Source organism: Leeuwenhoekiella palythoae (genome assembly GCF_900130045.1).
Taxonomy (GTDB): Bacteria; Bacteroidota; Bacteroidia; order Flavobacteriales; family Flavobacteriaceae; genus Leeuwenhoekiella; species Leeuwenhoekiella palythoae.
Window position 1 is genome coordinate 267,807 of the sequence record NZ_FQXT01000002.1, and the last position, 18,030, is coordinate 285,836.

General features: G+C 37.6%; 12 protein-coding genes. 3 read left to right on the forward strand and 9 right to left on the reverse strand.

Features of this window, described 5'->3' with window-relative positions; translation table 11 throughout:
* Positions 1–120: 120 nt before the first annotated feature.
* Together BUA96_RS04730 and rnr are read right to left on the reverse strand one after the other, a co-directional pair.
* Positions 121–792: a head GIN domain-containing protein gene (locus BUA96_RS04730; protein WP_072980943.1), complete on the reverse strand. Its 672-nt coding sequence runs from the start codon at positions 790–792 to the stop codon at positions 121–123.
* 60 nt (positions 793–852) lie between these two features.
* Positions 853–3,057 carry a ribonuclease R gene (gene rnr / locus BUA96_RS04735; protein ID WP_072980945.1) on the reverse strand — a complete coding sequence of 735 codons (2,205 nt, stop codon included), beginning with the start codon at positions 3,055–3,057 and terminating at the stop codon, positions 853–855.
* A gap of 1,098 nt (positions 3,058–4,155) precedes the next feature.
* Here rnr and BUA96_RS04740 point away from each other — a divergent pair.
* Complete coding sequence (locus BUA96_RS04740; RefSeq protein ID WP_072980947.1) at positions 4,156–4,596, forward strand: GNAT family N-acetyltransferase; 441 nt, start codon at positions 4,156–4,158, stop codon at positions 4,594–4,596.
* A gap of 86 nt (positions 4,597–4,682) precedes the next feature.
* On the opposite strand, the gene BUA96_RS04745 is transcribed toward BUA96_RS04740, so the two are convergent.
* The 7 genes from BUA96_RS04745 to BUA96_RS04775 all read right to left on the reverse strand — a co-directional run bounded on the left by BUA96_RS04745 (position 4,683) and on the right by BUA96_RS04775 (position 14,564).
* Positions 4,683–5,060 carry a hypothetical protein gene (locus tag BUA96_RS04745; RefSeq protein ID WP_072980949.1) on the reverse strand — a complete coding sequence of 126 codons (378 nt, stop codon included), beginning with the start codon at positions 5,058–5,060 and terminating at the stop codon, positions 4,683–4,685.
* 151 nt (positions 5,061–5,211) lie between these two features.
* Complete coding sequence (locus tag BUA96_RS04750; protein WP_072980951.1) at positions 5,212–6,837, reverse strand: S41 family peptidase; 1,626 nt, start codon at positions 6,835–6,837, stop codon at positions 5,212–5,214.
* 54 nt (positions 6,838–6,891) lie between these two features.
* Entirely contained in the window at positions 6,892–7,287 is a 396-nt protein-coding gene (gene rnpA, locus BUA96_RS04755) for a ribonuclease P protein component (RefSeq protein ID WP_072980953.1), read from the reverse strand.
* 6 nt (positions 7,288–7,293) lie between these two features.
* A complete protein-coding gene (locus BUA96_RS04760; protein ID WP_072980954.1) occupies positions 7,294–9,867 on the reverse strand; it encodes a M1 family metallopeptidase in 2,574 nt (857 codons plus the stop codon).
* Positions 9,868–10,029: 162 nt separating this feature from the next.
* Complete coding sequence (locus BUA96_RS04765; protein ID WP_072980956.1) at positions 10,030–11,874, reverse strand: M1 family metallopeptidase; 1,845 nt, start codon at positions 11,872–11,874, stop codon at positions 10,030–10,032.
* Positions 11,875–11,969: 95 nt separating this feature from the next.
* A complete protein-coding gene (locus tag BUA96_RS04770; RefSeq protein ID WP_072980958.1) occupies positions 11,970–13,625 on the reverse strand; it encodes a S8 family peptidase in 1,656 nt (551 codons plus the stop codon).
* An 81-nt stretch (positions 13,626–13,706) separates the two neighbouring features.
* The gene (locus BUA96_RS04775) at positions 13,707–14,564 is read right to left on the reverse strand and encodes an MBL fold metallo-hydrolase (RefSeq protein ID WP_072980961.1); all 858 of its coding nucleotides are present in this window, start codon (positions 14,562–14,564) and stop codon (positions 13,707–13,709) included.
* A 331-nt stretch (positions 14,565–14,895) separates the two neighbouring features.
* Between BUA96_RS04775 and BUA96_RS04780 the strand changes: the two genes are divergently transcribed.
* Positions 14,896–16,773 (forward strand): cation:proton antiporter, encoded by a 1,878-nt coding sequence (locus BUA96_RS04780; protein WP_072980963.1) that lies wholly within the window; start codon positions 14,896–14,898, stop codon positions 16,771–16,773.
* Between the two features lie 150 nt (positions 16,774–16,923).
* On the forward strand, positions 16,924–18,018 hold the full coding sequence (locus tag BUA96_RS04785; protein WP_072980965.1) for a Gfo/Idh/MocA family protein: 1,095 nt from the start codon (positions 16,924–16,926) through the stop codon (positions 18,016–18,018).
* Positions 18,019–18,030 lie beyond the last annotated feature (12 nt).

The following is an 18,030-nucleotide window of genomic DNA, read 5'->3' on the forward strand; positions in this document are numbered from 1 at the left end:
TCTTTTTACTTATTAGTAAACTAGATCTTCTAGAAATAGCACTATGAAGTATTTTATTAAGATTCTACCCCCGGTTATTAACCGACGATTAGATTACAAAAGTAACCAAATTGAACTAAACTACTTCATCACACGTACGCGACCCCCTATAAATTTATCTTTGATGAGCTCTGTGGGATTTCCGTAAACGTCTACGTCACCACCAGCTCTGATCTTAACTTCGGCAGTTCTTCGGGCAAAAATATCTGCTTCTCCCCCCGCCTGAATGCGTATCGTGGTATCAGTAGTTTCTAGAGATTTTCCTTCAAAAACTCCACCTGTATTTACTTCTACATTTTGATTTACAGCGCTTCCGCTTGCGGTAATAATTCCACCGGTTACAGCACGCATTTCGGCATTTTCTACCTTTAGACCTGCAGTGACTTGAGCGCCTTCTTGTACTCTAATCTCAATTTTAGGTTGTTTAAGCAATTCGTTTACCACAATTTCGGCGCCTTCATTACCGTCAATAACTCTTAGGTTGTTATAATGAACTTCAACAAAAGTCTCGTTACCATCAAAGATCTTATCCAGATCCATACGTATTTTTAAAACGCCGTCTTTATTAACAAGTTCTATATAATCAGTGTCTTTACCTTTTAAATAAACTTTGTTTTCAGAATCTTTAATAAGATTGACGCGCATGCGATCAAAAACTTTTACTTCGGTAAAATCGCCAACGTCTTTGGTATCGTCTTGTGCATACGTTGCACCTGCAGCTACAAATAGCACTGCCATGATTAGTTTTTTCATAAGAATTGATTTTTCGTATTTAAAAGACCAATCGGTTTTGGATTTGTTACAGTAGCTATCTTATTGAATCGCCTCTTTAACGTCAACCAAAGTAAAATCCAAGTGTTTTTTAACAAGATCTGCTTCTTTTACTTTTACATAAACCTCGTCCCCAAGAGTAATCGTGGCTCCGGTTTTGCGACCTACAATAGCATATTTCTCCTGATCAAAATCAAAATGATCGCCTTTAATGTCTCTTAAACGAATCATCCCCTCACATTTATTGTCTATGATCTCTACATAAATACCCCATTCGGTTACTCCGGAAATCACACCTAAAAAGGTTTCATCTTTATGATCTTGCATAAACTTCACTTGCATATACTTGATAGAATCGCGCTCAGCACTAGTAGCCAGATATTCCATATCGCTACTATGTTTACATTTAGATTCGTATTCTTCTTCTGAAGCAGATTTACCTTGATCTAGATAATGCTGTAAAAGGCGATGTACCATTAAATCAGGATAACGGCGTATTGGCGAAGTAAAATGCGTATAATACTCAAAAGCCAACCCATAGTGTCCAATATTGTCTGTACTATATACCGCTTTGCTCATCGTACGAATAGCAAGTGTGTCTATCAGGTTCTGTTCTTTTTTACCAACAACATCAGTAAGAAGGTTATTTAAAGAAGCGGTTGTACTTTTTCTATCTTTAAGATTCATTTTATAACCAAAACGACCTGCGATGGTTTGCAAAGCTGCAAGCTTCTCGTCATTGGGTTCGTCGTGAATACGATAAACAAATGTTTTCTTTGGGGATTGCTTTCCTATAAACTCAGCTACTTTTCTATTGGCTAAAAGCATAAATTCTTCAATTAGCTTATTAGCATCTTTTGAAGTTTTAAAGAAAACTCCAACCGGATCATTCTCTTGATCGAGTTCAAATTTTACTTCCACTTTATCAAAAGAAATCGCACCATCTTTCATACGTTGCCTACGCATAATTTTTGCGATTCTGTCTAGTTCTAAAGTAGCTTTTACAATAGCAGGATCTACGTTATATGACTTTCCGGTAAGCGAAATGTCCTCAGGAATCAATCCTTCTCTGGTTTCTATGATTTGTTGCGCTTCTTCATAAGCAAATCGTGCATCACTATAAGTTACTGTGCGCCCAAACCATTGCTTTTTAACTTTACCCGAAGATTTGTCTAATTCAAATACTGCAGAAAAGGTATATTTCTCTTCGTTAGGTCGTAACGAACAAGCGTTATTAGATAAGATCTCGGGTAGCATAGGCACTACGCGATCTACCAAATACACCGAAGTCGCACGTTCATACGCCTCCTCATCCAATATAGTTCCCGGAATAACATAGTGCGAAACATCTGCAATGTGAATTCCTACCTCGTAGTTTCCATTTTCTAAAACCTGAAAACTCAACGCATCATCAAAATCCTTTGCATCTTTAGGATCAATAGTAAATGTGAGCACCTCCCGCATGTCGCGACGCTTAGCAATCTCCTCTGCTTTTATGCTTGTATCAATGTTATTAGCATAGGCTTCAACCTCTTCAGGGAAATCATGGGGCAAGCCGTACTGCGCTAAAATAGAATGAATTTCTGTATTATGTTCGCCTGGTAAGCCCAGTACTTTAATAACTTTTCCGAAGGGCGAATCTGCTTTCTCCGGCCAATCTTCAATCTTTACGAGCACTTTTTCACCATCCTGTGCTCCATTCAATTTATTCTTCGGAACAAAAATATCGGTACGCATTTTTCCTTCTGCGGAAGTATTTACAAAAGCAAAGTTCTTTTGCATCTGCACTACACCTACGAATTCGTCTGTTTTGCGTTCCAGAATTTCTACAATCTCCCCTTCGTGCTTTTTGCTTCGGCGTTGTTTGTAAACATATACTTTTACCGTATCACCGTGCAAAGCCTTATTCATGTTGTTCTTAGGAATATAAATATCCTGTTCCATTCCTTCTACAACAACATAACCATCTCCACGAGATGTAGCATCTAGTGTTCCTGTATGATAATGAGAGGTCGCGTTAAAGCTGTATTTGCCACGCTCTTTCTCTTCGATATGTTTTTTTGCAGTAAGTTGTGAGAGCTTTTTTACGATCTCGTTACGGCTGTTGGGGTCATCCACTTGAAGTTTAGCCGCAATTTGTTTATGATTGAATAATTTACCGGGTTCTCTTTTTAAAATTTTTAAAATCTTTTGAGTGAGATCACCGATTTGAGTATTTGATCTTCTTCTTCTCTTTTTATTTGGCATCAAATGCTTTTATTAATTAGTGCAAAATTAGCGTTAATCGTATTAACATAAGTCGTGTTTAGGTGAACTTTTAGTTAATCTTAGTATTTCATTATCAAACAAATACATATTTAACAGTAACATGACCAAGATTTAATTTCAAAACAATTGTTTTTGTTAAAAAAACCTTAATTTTGTTCTATTCATTAATCAAAACTTTTCTTTATGAAAACGTTTAAATTGAAACGCTATAGAATAGCACTGCTCTTTATAGGAATATTCATCCTAGGATTCGTAGCTGTTTTATCCTACGTCAATTCAATTTTTTAATACAATCAATCACTTTTAAAAGTACTAAAGGAACTCTAAAAAGGGTTCCTTTTTTATTATAAATACATTTCAAGTAGAGTAAGCTAAGTTTCCCAATTCAAAATAGTCTTCAAAAACAGTTTTCAACAGTATACATATATATCATTTTTTTTTTAAAAATTTAAATTAAAATTGATGGTTATTATAGTCTGTTAATAGCGGTATAACTTGGGGATCTTAAAATTTGGTTTTTTAATTATGGGTAGATATTAACGCTTTATTCCATACTTTTAAATACAACTTTTACTTGATTTATAAGCTTTTAGTAAACACTGTTAACAATTGTTGATAACCTGAATTAAATGCATTTTTTGAATAAAACGTTATCAACACTTATTAAAAATGAATTCTTTTTATGCTCATAATTTGAAAAGAAAATTCTACAAGATTTTCTTGCAAGATATTACTTAAGATCTGCTTTGTAATTTTTTCTCATTTAAGCAATTTTCATTTTACTTTTTTGACGACAACTTATAAACAGTCATGTTAACTAAATGTTAACTTATTGAAAACGAGCACTATCACGTGTTTTGTAAACTGCATTGTATTCTTAATCAGATAGCTTACTATTTTTTAATGTTCAACCGCTAATAACAGTCTGCTTTTTGGGTTTGTTTTGGAGCTTTAATCATATCTATAAAGCGAGCTTTTGAAAGTTTTCATCAAAGGATTCGAAGATATGAAGCTAGATAAAGAAGTTCTCTCTAAAAATTAGATATTGCAACAAAACTAAAACTTAGAACCCCAATGATGACTATTGAAATTAAAGCGTTTAATGAGCTTACCTTAAACAGTTTATACGAAGTACTCCAATTGCGCACTGAAGTATTTGTGGTAGAACAAAATTGCCCATATCAAGATGTTGACGGTAAAGATCAAAAGGCCATGCACATTCTAGGTTATCATAAGGAGCAACTGGTAGCCTATACTAGGGTTTTTAAACCCGGATATTATTTTGATAACGCTAGCATAGGTCGCGTTGTTGTAAAAGAAAATGCGAGACAATACGGTTTTGGAAAAGATATTATGAAAGCTTCTATTGCCTTTATTGAAGATACCTTAGATCTGAGCACGATAGAATTGTCTGCACAGACCTATTTAAAGAAGTTTTATAATGACCTTGGATTTCAAGAAATTGGAGAAGGTTATCTAGAAGATGATATTCCGCATATACGTATGATAAAAAAATAAACGACTAAGAAATCCTATATCTTTCGCCACCGCCAATAAAAAAAGCCGCAATACGCGGCTTTTAATATGTTTATAACTGGGGATGTTTAAATCTTCACCGGAGTCATATCAAGATTGATACTATTCAAGGTATCATCGGTAAATTTATAATGACCTCTAGTGGTAAAGATTTTAAACTTAAAATTCTTCATCGAACTCAAAGTATCTAAAAATAACCATTTTGACTTCAGTAGTCTAGGTTTTTTAGATTTTAAACTCAGTTCAAAAATATGTTTTTCGCCATCACGTTCCGCTACAATATCTGGTGTGATTGATACTTCGCTTCCGCGTCTGATATACGATTTAGGAGACTCAAAACCGTCTGTATCGGCTTTGATATTTTCATATCCTCGGTCTTCTAAATAGCTTATCGCTGTTCCTAAAATTTCTGTGTTCTTATCGGTATCCTTATCTATAGTTATCATACATATAACATAAGAGATAGCGATTAAATTACTACTAATTTAAAGTTAAAGAACTGGTTATTAATGTTAAACCATTTCTTAAATGTAGTATTTTGTAGTAAAATAATAGTATATTAAAGATTTTTGGTTAATTAAGTATAACCCTGAAAATCTATCGGTTAAGAATTTTTGCATAGCGCTGTGGATCTTGGAGTACTTTTTTAGCCTCTTCAATTTCCTCATTGTGTGAAAGTTGATATTCATACAAACCTTCGCGATAAAAATACCGCTTTACAAGTTCGTCAATGATCAATTTAGAAATCTCACGTTCTTTTCTATTCAGTTGCTCCTTTTTAGCAACATCAATGGTACGCATTAAGTTAGCGTACTCACTGCTGATATCATCCTGTAAATTATCTTTAGATGCGTCTAGGTAAACTTCTTCAAGATCTTTTTCAGTTTGGGTTTGATACTCAAAACCTTGCTTGTCTAAGTACGTTTTAAATGCCGTATAATCTGCATTGGTGAATTTAAAATCAGAGATGTCGTTATACTTATGTTTATAAAAATAATCAGTAGCAAAATCAAATATCGCCTGATCGCGTAGTAGTGCTTCGGTGATCGCGCTCATTCTTGCTGATTCAATTTGAATATCGGGCAAAATTCCGCCGCCATCATAGACTTTGCGACCGGTACTCGTTTTAAATTCGTTGTAATCTTCGGCATTTGTGCGTATCGCATTACCGTTATCATCCCGATTCCAATAATCTAAAGCTTGAATACATCTACCACTTGGGGTGTAATATCTAGAGATGGTGATCTTTAATTGCGTGCCGTAAGTAAGCTCTTTGGGCCGCTGCACCAAACCTTTACCAAAACTACGTGCACCCACCACCACTGCTCTATCATAATCTTGTAATGAGCCTGATACAATCTCGCTCGCCGATGCACTGCGACCATTGATCAAAACTGCCACCGGAATTTCCGTATCCAACGGCTCTTTTGGCGTATAATATTCCTGATTGTATTTCTCAATAACCGATTTTGTGTTGGTGATCAATTTACCCTTCGGAAGAAATAAATTACTCACATTTATCGCTTCGGTTAAAAGTCCGCCGGGATTACCTCTCAAGTCTAAAATAAGCGAAGTTGCTCCTTGCTCTTTTAAATCCTTAATGGCTGCAGCAGTCTCTGATGAAGCTTTTTTATTAAATTTTGATAGCACTACATACCCTATTTTTCCATCAATAAGCGTGTAATACGGCACCGCGTTGATATCAATTTCTTCTCTGGTCAGACTGGTGGTTTGAAGTTTACCTTGACGTTTGTAGGTGATAGGAATACTTGTTCCCGGAGCTCCTTGTAACAGATCACCGGCATCTTCTTCAAAGTCTGCGATGTTGATATCTCCTATCTTTATCAACTCATCTCCCGCTTGTAAACCGGCTTTATCAGCAGGATAATCTTTATAAGCTTCTAAAATTGTGATGGTTTTATTACGCGTTAACACCGAAGCGCCAATCCCCGTATATTCTCCACTGTTACTTATACGCGCATCTTCAACCTCTTGCTCTGTCCAGTATTTAGTATAAGGATCCAAATCTGCCAGCATTCCTTCAATAGCGCTATCCATTAGCTCCGCCGGATTTACCTCATCTACATAATTCATATTGAGCTCTTTGAACAAAGTGGTAAAGATTTCTATCTGCTTGGCGATTTCAAAAAAGTCACTTTTAAAACTTACGGTTGTAAATAAAATGAGGACCGCTGTTACTGAGATGAGTATGCGCTTTTTCATAGAAATTATTTTTTAGGTATTGCTTTTAGAAAGATACTAAGAAAGCAAAGAAATTTAAAAACCGGCCTCTTGATCTGTTGCGGCTGTTTTAGCATTAAACTTTGCAATAAGCTTCAACATGGCTTTTTCTAATTCGGTATAAGAAGCTATTTCTTTGCCGGTATAGATAAACATAAACGCAAAAGTCTTATCATTTGTTTGAAACTGTGTTTTGTTTTTTCGATAAACTTCGCGCATTAAGCGCTTTAACCTATTGCGTGTTACCGCTTTTTTATGATTGCGTTTTGCTACAGAAACGCCGGCTTGTATGGGTACCTGTTCTTCTGGCAAAGCCGTTGGGACGTAAAACAATAACAGCGGATAACTGTTTATCTTTTGACCTTCGGAAAATAATTTATCCAGCAGTTTTTTACGTTTTAAATGCTCCTTTTTAGGGAAAGTTTGATCCATAACTTTTTAATTTTCTAAAGAAGCTTGCATCACGTGCACACGTTCGAGATCATCAGTGGCTTGTAATAATTTGTTTTTGAGCACCTTGTTGAGGTCAGGATGTGCTTTTAAATAATTTTCTCTAATGGTATATGCTTCTGCTGAAGAATAACGCCCAATGGTAGCATTTAACCAATTTTTTGGAAAGAAAATATCTCCTGTTAGTTGTATTTCTTCGAGCAATTCTAAAGACGTTTTAAGGTGTTTTAAACCACTTTCTTGTCTCAATGGATGATTGATATAACCTAATGCTGAAAGTACCCAGGATTCTTTCTCTCTGTTTTTAGCATCCTGTAAACTGTTTACAAAGTTGGCGCGGGTAGATTCGTCAGAAGACAGTGTGGGTTGTAAAAACTCAAATCTGCGTTTTTTATCAGGATTGGTAATGGCGGCTGCAGCTTCTTTGAGAATGATATCGGTATGCTCATGCCCAAATAATGCAAGTTGCATAGCGATGCCGGTATAATCATCTTCGTTGAGTTTTAGGTTATTTATCTGTGTTTCTTTATTCCATATTGCATATAAGCGGTCTTTACCTGAAGGTGAATAGGCAATAGATTCAAAAAGCCCAAAAAATGTTTTTTTAATATTCGCCGGAAGCGCTTGCTGCAACTGATTATACACCAGATCTTCCAACTCTTTCTGATGTGATTCGCGTTGTATATCGGTGAGGTAGGTCCAGTATAAATTTTGCATCTGACTACTAATTCGGTTTAAGATCAATGCATTTTTTTCGTTAACCAAGCCTTTTTTATACAGTTCAAATACTGAAATAGGATTAAGACCTGCATTTAATAAATTTTCATGAACATTGATATAGCTGTATCCTCTGGCCACCTCATCTTGAACCTGCGGAAGACTTTGAAGCAAATCATCTTTCTGCGGAAAAATACCATAACCCATTCCGTCGTAATTGTAGATAATTTGCTGAGGTTTTGGCAAACCTTGAGCACCTTCTAGAAGTAAGCGTTTTTCTTTAAAAGCAGCTGTGAGTATGTGGGTAGAGTCGGCATATACAAGCCCAATTTTAAAGGTTTGCGGCCAAATTTTAGCACTTCCGTCTTCAGCACTTTGAATGAGTTGAAGTTTTTCAATAGTATTCTGAGCATCATAGGTAATTTCTTCAGAAAACACAGGGCGACTGCTTTGATTAACCCAGACTTCACTCCATTTTTTGAGGTCTAAATTTGTTTTAGTATCTAAAATAGAAACCAGATCATCCCACACAGCATTATCATAAGCATAGGTCTTTATGTATTCTTGAATACCTTCTTGAAAAGCTTTTTTACCCGTAGCAAGCTCAAGCTGACGCATCATAATAGGTGCTTTGTGATAGATGATTCCGCCGTAAAGAGAACCGGCATTTTTTAAATTATCAAGCTCTTGCCGTATGGGGTTAGCACCTTTTGTGCGGTCTTCACCATAAGCACTGGGGTAATGACTCAATACAAATAGCAAGTCGTGATTTACCTCAGGAAATTCGGGATTAACGATCTTATCTGCCATAAAATTGGCAAAAACTTCTTTCATCCAAACATCATTAAACCAGTTCATCGTGACCAAATCGCCAAACCACATATGCGAGGTTTCATGCGCGATGAGTTTGGCTCTGCTTAACAACTGACTTTCGGTAGCGGTCTGATCTAAAAACAAGGTAGATTCCCGGTATTGAATAGCGCCCACGTGCTCCATTCCGCCATATTGAAAAATGGGAATCGTAGCAAAATCAAGCTTTTGAAACGGAAAAGAATATGCAGTATAGTCCTCTAAATAATCTACCGCGCCTTTATGCAATTCAAAAATTGGATCAAGACTAGATTGCACTTTGGTACTGTCTGTCTCGCGATAAAGTAACTTCATATCAAATCCTGAAAGATCTTTTGTTGCGGTTTTAAATTTTCCGGCTACAAAAGAGAATAAATAGGTACTCATCAAGTCTGAAGTGGCAAAGGTATGCGTGATGAAATTTCCATTTTTTGATTGCTCTTGCTCCGGTGCTCCGGCCAGAACTTCCCAATCCTGGGGTGCGGTGATGCTTAAATTATAAGTTGCCTTTACATTAGGTTGATCAAAGCAAGGAAATAAGGTACTTGCCCTATCAGGAACCAAGAGCGTGTATAAAAAATCTTCGTTTCTGTTAAGAGATTGCTCGCCGGCAGTAAATGCTATTTCAATATGATTTTTACCTTCTTTTAAATATTCTGAAGGAATGATCACATGCTCCTGCTCGTGAATAATATCAATGGCTTCGGTATTGGCTATAACATTACTTACGTGACCTTTTTCCACATTAAAATCAAGATAAAGCGGTTGAGAACTATCGTGAATGGTAAGCGTAAGATCTAGAGAGGCGGGTATCGAATCTTCTAATTTTTCAGGGATAGAGAAATTGAGATCATAAACAATATCGCTGAGCTGTTGCTTTCTAAAATCGGCTAATTCTCTTGAAATTCCTGTACTGAGTAAATTATAATCTTCGGTTGAAGGTTTACAAGAGAAAAGACTCAGTACCAAAATGGAGACAAATACGCGTGTGGTCATTAAAGGGTGCTTGATATTTGAAAGGTTAAATATCGGGAAAACGCTGCAATGCATGCCAATGCCTATAAAAAAAGCCGTTTTCAAAAGGTGAAAACGGCTTTAATTACTTCTTTTTTGGCATCACCAAAGGATATATAATCCTAAGGAATTAGGCTTCAAGATTTATTCAGCATCTTTAGACCAGCTGTTGTTGCTTCGGTCTATGTCAGCCATTAACTGTTGTGCGTCTATAGTCATCGCTTTAATTTCAGAAAGCGGCTTGTCTATCGTAAAAGTATACGTTGGGTACGCCCACGGCCAGTCTTCTAACTGCGTGCGTGGCATAGTAGGAAACGGATTTACCTTGCTTGCGCGCATCATACGTAACGGAATGTAATAGGCTTCTGTAGCATCATCTGTTGTGTTGATATAGAAATCTACCGGCATTGGCATTAAGCCTTTACGCTCTAAAGTAACTTGAGTTTTTCCATCAACTTCTTCAACGTTTTTTATTGCGTAATCAATGGTATTGGTAGTTTCTGTCCAGTCTACTAAATACCAGTCAAGCTGCATACCGCTTACTTTTTCTGCAACACGCTTAAAGTCGTTAGGCGTAGGATGTTTAAAATGCCATTCATCAAAATATCTTGTTAGCGTTTTTGCTAAATTCTCCTGACCAATGACATAACCTAATTGTGCTAAAAACACAGCACCTTTAGAATACGCCGAAGCACCATATGCAGCATTCAGTGCATAACGGTCTGCATAGGTGGTTTGCGGTTGTTCTATACCGCTGGTTGCTAATCTGAAGTAAGAAGAATAATTACCCGCTTGAGGATTTTCTTTCTTCTCTCCCATTACCACATTTTCTGCTTCGGTAGAGATGTAGGTGGTAAAACCTTCATCCATCCACTCGTATTTTTGCTCATTGGTAGCCATTAAAAACTGAAACCAACTGTGAGCAAATTCGTGCGCGGTTACCCCTACTAAACTTCCAAAACTACGTTCACCGGTAATTAAAGTACACATTGCATACTCCATACCACCATCACCACCTTGAATCACTGAGTACTGATCGTAAGGATATTGGCCTACGTGCTTGTTATAAAAAGCTAAAAGCTCTGCTGTTTTAGGCTGAAGATTTTTCCAGTTTTCAATGATTTCCTTGTTGTCTTTGTAAAAGAAATGCAAGATCGTACCGTCTTCTGCTGTGATTTTATCGTGAATATAATCAGGATCAGCTGCCCAAGTAAAATCGTGTACGTTAGGCGCCACAAAATGCCAGGTGTATTTTCCTTTTGTTGGCTTGACAGGTTTTTGATCAGGTGCTCCATATCCATGGCCTATTTCAGGATTTTGTAGATAACCGGTACCACCAATGGTATAGTCTGCATCGATGCTGATTTTCACATCAAAGTCTCCCCAAACGCCATGAAATTCACGTGCGATGTAAGGATCTGCGTGCCAACCCTGAAAATCATATTCAGCTAATTTAGGATACCACTGTGTCATAGACAGGGCTACTCCTTCGGCATTATTGCGACCGCTTCTTCTGATCTGTACCGGTACTTGACCGTTAAAATCCATGTTGAAGGTGGTGCTTTCGCCCGGAGCAATAGGCTCTGCAAGACTTACTTCAAGTACAGTCCCAGCTACGTTGTACGTTAGTGCGGTTCCATCTTGAGTCAATGTACTTACTTTTAAGAAGCCGATCTCATCTGGTTCTAATTTTGAAATGCGATCTACCACGCGACGATCAGGATCTTGAATAGTTAAAGAACGCACATCCATCTCGCTTCCCGGTTGAAAAGCATTAAAATAAAGATGATAAAAAACCTGATCTAGAGTATCAGGCGAATTATTAGTGTACACCAATTCTTGTTTACCGGTGTAATTGTAATCTTCAACATTCATATCAACCTCCATGGTATAATCAACATGTTGTTGCCAGTATGAAGTATTGTTTTGTGCTTGTGCAAAGCTAAAAAAGCCTAAGATTGAAAGACCTACTAGAGTTTTTAAGTTCATATTTTAGTTTAGTTTTTACGCAATAAACGATAAAAAATGCTCGAAACACCCATTATTGGAACCACCAAGAAATGTGGTATCTCGAGCAGTGTTAATTACTTACTTGATAATTCGGCCATTTTAAAGGCGTTATACATATTAACCATTTTTCCTGATTTAGAAAGCTGAGAAAATGATTTTACGTTTTCTGGATCACCGCCTGCAGAAACCTGAATGTTTGTGCTTACACCAGTTTGCAGGATGATCTGTTTGATCTGTGCTGCGCTAAATTGTGGAAAATAGGATCTCAACATTGCTGCAACTCCAGCAACTTCTGGAGAAGCCATTGAAGTTCCTTGCAAAAATTCATATTCATTACCCGGTACGGTTGAATAGATCTGAACACCCGGAGCAAAAACATCAACGTTTGATTTACCGTAGTTTGAGAAACTAGCAACTAGTTTACCGCCGTAGGTTTCATTAAGTGCACCTACAGAAATTAAATTATCTGCAAATTCAGTTTCGTTATCCAATTGATCATTAGGATAAACCGTGTCACCGGTATCTAAATCTATACCTTCATTACCTGCAGCGTTTACGATCAAAACATCCTTTTTTGCTGCGTATTTGATAGCGTCATAAACCCATTCAGGATTTGTGGCGAAGTATTTTCCAAAGCTAGTATTGATCACTTTTGCACCGTTATCTACAGCATAACGTATAGCAAGAGCAATATCTTTATCGCGCTCATCACCATCAGGAACCGCGCGTACTACCATAATTTTTACATTGTTGGCAACGCCATCCATACCAATACCATTATTACGTTCTGCAGCGATAATACCGGCTACGTGAGTACCATGTCTGGCAGCATCAGGATCAGGACCTATAACATTATTATTTCCGTAATCAGTGTCTTTAATGTCGTCTGGATCATCACCAACTACTGCTCTGTAATTACCCTCAAGATTGTAGTTGTGATTAATTTGATTCGTCATACTTTCTAGCTGCTCGTTGATCATTACCAGAAATTCTGGAATAGAATCTTCATAATTAAGCATCTGAGTCAGTATAGCCTTGTTGCGCTGATCCATTTCGGTGGTTGTTTCAAGAGCCTGAAGTTCTTCTGCAGTATAATCTTCTTTTCCTAACTTTTGAGAAACCGCAGTATGTGCGCTTTTTACCGCTGCAACGATCTGATCGTATTGCATTTTTTGCTGAATAAGTTCGTCTTTTTCAGTTTCTACTTGCTTTTTAGCTTCGGTATAAGTCTTAAAAAGTTCTTTTTGAGCAGCAGGAATTTGATCTAAAGTTTTACCCTTAAACTGTGCATCATATTTTTGAACAATACGGCTTTTTTCTAATTGCTCATTTACAACGTCGCCTAGAAAATTCCATCCATGTACATCATCGATGTAGCCATTTTTATCGTCGTCTATTCCGTTATTGGGAATTTCATCTTCATTGGTCCAGATCACTCCGTCAAGATCTTCGTGCTCAATGTCTACCCCGCTATCTATAACCGCCACGATTACTGAAGATCCGGTACCTTTAATGATCTCATCATAGGTTTTAGCTACACTCATACCGGGAATGGTATCTGCCGTAATATCTTTTGTAGGCCAGGCTTTTTCTTGAGTTTCGTTAAGCTCAGAAACTTTTAAAGGAAGTTGGTCTACATTTTCAGCAGGAATACTGATTAATGGCGCTGTGGAATCACAACTTGAGAGAAGCAATGCAGCTCCAAAAGCTGCAAGAACTATTTTTTTCATATTTAGGAGTTATTTTATGTTGTGGCATTGCTGCCGGGTTGCTGAGGAAATGGGTTATAACTATTCTTTAATTCCTCAGGTTTAAAGAATATCTGCAATATTAAATTTTTCATTCAAGCGCACGCCCTTTTCTGTGTGTTTTACCGTAATAATAGGATTGTGCGCATCGTGTTGAAGCCATAAATAATAGTTTTTATCAGCAGCATCTTTTAAAAAGTTTTCTTTTTCGCCAAGTGTTAATAGCGGACGCGTATCAAACCCCATCACATACGGCAATGGCAAATGTCCTGCGGTAGGCAAGAGATCTGCTGCAAATACAATGGTTTTGCCCTGATATTCAATATGCGGAATCATTTGTTTATCAGTATGACCATCTACAAACAAAATACCAAAGTCTAACGCCGATGTTGCAGTAAATGCCGTATCAGGTCTATCAACAAATCTCAACAGACCACTTTCTTCAATAGGCAGAATGTTTTCTTTTAAAAAGGAGGCTTTCTCACGAGCGTTGGGTTTGGTCGCCCATTCCCAATGGTCTTTATTACTCCAGTAGGTTGCATTTTTAAAAACAGGCACCAAGGTTTTACCATCTTTAGCCCATTTTATACAACCCCCACTGTGATCAAAGTGCAAGTGTGTAAGAAAAACATCGGTCACATCATCTGGATGAAATCCTTTTTCTAGCAACGAATTTTCAAGAGTTGCACCTCCCCAAGGATGATAATGGCTGAAAAATTTTTCGCTTTGCTTATCTCCCATTCCTGTATCTATTAAAATCAGGCGATCACCTTCTTCAATAAGCATACAGCGTGCGCCAATATCAATCATATTGTTAGCATCTGCGGGGTTAGTGCGCGTCCATAATGATTTTGGAACTACACCAAACATAGCACCGCCGTCAAGCTTAAAACTGCCGGCATCTATAGCGTGTATTGTCATAAATTTTTAATCTTAAACGTTTTGAGTCAAATACTTTGTGGTAAGGCTTTGAAGCATTAAATCTCGATTATCGAGTAAAACGTTCCTAAAGGAAATTTGTAATAGATTCATTTAGCTTCAGGTCCCACGGTAAAGAATTTCAACTTCATCTGGCTTAATAAAGCAGACAAATAATGTAAACTCGATTATCAAGACGCGTCTTGCAAATTACTAAAAGCACGTTAAATCAAATTTTTTGCCCCGAGTAATTAAGCTATATTTAACAAAGAATCGCTAGTCAGGGCTTTAGCATCATACAATAAAGCCGTATCATAGCAAAAAAATTGAATTCATGTTAGAACTGGGAGGAATCATCATTCTTGGTATTTTGGCGCAATGGGTCGCCTGGAAATTTAAAATACCGGCCATCTTACCCTTAATCTTAATTGGGCTCTTTGTGGGGCCTATTTCTACGTTGTTTACCTACGATGGTTCAAAGTGGATTGAACCCATCTGGGACGGAGAAGTAGGTATTTTTCCGGGAGAGCGGCTCTTTAACTTTGTATCGCTTGCCATTGGGATCATCCTTTTTGAAGGGGGTCTTACCTTACGCTTTAGCGAGATAAAAAATGTAGGTCCAGTAATTACAAAGTTGATCATTATTGGTTCTCTGGTAACCTTTTTTGGTGCTGGGGCTGCGGCCTATTATATTTTTGATCTAAGCCTGCGTATCTCGTTTTTGTTTGCTGCTTTGATCATCGTTACAGGACCTACAGTGATCACACCGATCTTACGTAATATTCCACTGAAGAAAGATATTTCTGCCATCCTTAAATGGGAAGGTATTCTTATTGATCCCATTGGAGCTTTAGTGGCGGTATTGGTATTTGAATTTATTAGCGTTGGTGCCGGAAGCGAATTTACCCTTACAGCGCTTGAAGAGTTTGGTAAGATTGTATTATTTGGTTTTACTTTCGGATTCACTTTTGCGCACGCACTAGCGATTTGTATCAAACGAAACATCATTCCGCATTATTTATTAAATGTTTTTACCTTAGCCTGTGTACTGGGTGTTTTTGTGCTTTCAGACCTTTTTGCACACGAGAGTGGATTACTTTCTGTAGTGGTGATGGGTATGGTGATGGGTAATATGAAACTTCCTAACATTAAAGAATTACTGTACTTTAAAGAATCATTGAGTGTATTGTTGATCTCGCTACTTTTTATTTTGCTTTCGGCAAATATTGAAATGCAAGATCTGTATTTGGTTTACACCTGGAAGGCAGCCTTACTATTTGCTGTAGTGGTTTTTGTACTGCGACCTATTGGAGTTTTTCTCAGCGCAAAAGGTTCGGGCTTAAAATTTAATGAAAAACTTTTTGTGAGCTGGGTGGGACCACGTGGTATTGTTGCCGCGGGTATTGCATCGCTCTTTGGATTACAGTTGGTGAGTGAAGGCGTTGAAGGTGCAGAATATATTACGCCTTTGGTATTTATGATCGTGCTGGGTACAGTTTTGCTCAATGCTACTACAGCCCGGTTGTTTGCTAAAATTGTTGGCGTATTCCTTAAAGAATCTAAAGGAATTGTCATTATCGGTGCTTCTAAAGCCTCACGAATTATTGGCGAGTATTTAATGCAAAATGGGCGTCACGTGGTGCTTGTAGATAGCAATAGTTATAATATTGAAAAAGCTAAAGATCGTGGCCTCGAAGCTATTGAAGAAAGTATTTATTCAGACAGCTTGATGAATAATATTGAATTGAATGACGTAGGCTATTTAATGGCGTTGACGGGTAATGGGGACATCAATGAATACGCGATCAATCGCTTTAAAAATATATTTGGAGAAAATGGTTCGTTCAGACTTATTACTCCTGATGAAATGCGAAGTCCACAGGCATCTCCACACGAAGGGCTCTTCTCTCCTACTGATGATTTTATTCGCCTAACTGAAGTCGCGCGGGCACACCCTACTATTCAGGAAATTGATATTGAATCTAAGGAAGCCTTTGTTAAACTGGTTAAAAGCACCCGTGCCGATGAAAATATCGTTCCTATTTTTCTGAAAAAGGAATCGGGCGAACTAGAAATTTTAAAGTCAAATCTTGATGAGGTTGATGTTGAAAGTTTTGCTAATACCAAGTTGGTTTACTTAGGGAAACCTTTTGATCCAGAAGAAGTCGCTGTCGCTAAAAAAGAAGCTGAAGAGACAGAGACTGAAGATTAAAAGCCTTGTTGAAACACAAAAAAGGAGATCATTTTTGATCTCCTTTTTATATGCTAAGTGCTATGATTACAGTCTATTAAAATTATACTAATGCGTTCTTTTTAAGAATTTTGTAAAAGATTGTTCTGTAACTTTCTACAAAACATTCTTATGAAAAACAGACGCAGCTTTCTCAAAACTACCGGTCTAGCGCTTGCCGCGAGCACTTTACCACTACCCCATTTTGCTTATGGAAATCCTCAAATGAAACTTGGTGTTGCACTTTTAGGTTTAGGAGGTTATGCTACTAATAATCTGGCTCCTGCCCTTATGCAAACCAAGCATATTGAACTACGCGGAATCGTAACCGGAAGTCCGGAAAAAATACCGGTCTGGCAGGAGAAATACGGCATCAAAGATCAAAATATTTACAGTTATGAAACGCTTCCTGAAATTGCTAATAATGAAGATATTGATGTAGTGTATATCGTTACTCCTACATTTTTGCATAAAAAATATGCGGTGATGGCTGCAAACGCTGGTAAGCATGTGTTTTGTGAAAAACCCATGGCGATGACTGTAAGTGAGTGTCAAGAAATCATAGACGCTTGTAAGAAGAATAATGTGCGCTTGGCGATAGGATATCGTATGCAACACGAGCAAAACACCCAAACCATAATCAATTGGGCAGAAATCAATCCGTATGGTGCGTTGCAGAACGTTCATACCGAAGCCGGTTTTAGAATTGGAAGCTCGGGTGGTTGGCGTTTAGATGGTGCAAAAGGCGGCGGCGCTATCTATGATATGGGCGTTTACCCTATCAATGCTATGCGATACGCTACGGGATTAGAGCCTATTTCGCTCACTGCTTCACACGAGACGCAAAGACCCAATCTATTTTTAAACGGAGCTCCTGAGATCACGTATTTTGATCTTGAATTTCCTAACGGAATTACTGCTAAAGGGCGCGTGACCTATGCTGATAATGTCAATTTTTTAAAAGTGAATTGCGCTGATGGAAATTATGAGTTGGCTCCTTTTCAAAGTTATAATGGCGTAAGCGGAAGCACGAGTGATGGTAAGTATTTGGCTCCTTGCGAGTGTAATCAACAAGCGATCCAGATGGATGATGACGCGCTTGCGATTATGAATGATAAACCTATGATCGCTCCGGGAATCGAAGGTTTACGCGATATACAAATTGTTGAAGCCGCTTTGGCTTCAGGCCGCAATAATGGCGAAAGAATAGCATTGAAACAGTATTAAACAAAAAACCTC

Bases quoted from the DNA above. Each gene is read 5' to 3' on its own strand.
- BUA96_RS04730 (WP_072980943.1), bottom strand. From the start codon at position 792: ATGAAAAAACTAATCATGGCAGTGCTATTTGTAGCTGCAGGTGCAACG.
- rnr (WP_072980945.1), bottom strand. From the start codon at position 3,057: ATGCCAAATAAAAAGAGAAGAAGAAGATCAAATACTCAAATCGGTGAT.
- BUA96_RS04740 (WP_072980947.1), top strand. From the start codon at position 4,156: ATGACTATTGAAATTAAAGCGTTTAATGAGCTTACCTTAAACAGTTTA.
- BUA96_RS04745 (WP_072980949.1), bottom strand. From the start codon at position 5,060: ATGATAACTATAGATAAGGATACCGATAAGAACACAGAAATTTTAGGA.
- BUA96_RS04750 (WP_072980951.1), bottom strand. From the start codon at position 6,837: ATGAAAAAGCGCATACTCATCTCAGTAACAGCGGTCCTCATTTTATTT.
- rnpA (WP_072980953.1), bottom strand. From the start codon at position 7,287: ATGGATCAAACTTTCCCTAAAAAGGAGCATTTAAAACGTAAAAAACTG.
- BUA96_RS04760 (WP_072980954.1), bottom strand. From the start codon at position 9,867: ATGACCACACGCGTATTTGTCTCCATTTTGGTACTGAGTCTTTTCTCT.
- BUA96_RS04765 (WP_072980956.1), bottom strand. From the start codon at position 11,874: ATGAACTTAAAAACTCTAGTAGGTCTTTCAATCTTAGGCTTTTTTAGC.
- BUA96_RS04770 (WP_072980958.1), bottom strand. From the start codon at position 13,625: ATGAAAAAAATAGTTCTTGCAGCTTTTGGAGCTGCATTGCTTCTCTCA.
- BUA96_RS04775 (WP_072980961.1), bottom strand. From the start codon at position 14,564: ATGACAATACACGCTATAGATGCCGGCAGTTTTAAGCTTGACGGCGGT.
- BUA96_RS04780 (WP_072980963.1), top strand. From the start codon at position 14,896: ATGTTAGAACTGGGAGGAATCATCATTCTTGGTATTTTGGCGCAATGG.
- BUA96_RS04785 (WP_072980965.1), top strand. From the start codon at position 16,924: ATGAAAAACAGACGCAGCTTTCTCAAAACTACCGGTCTAGCGCTTGCC.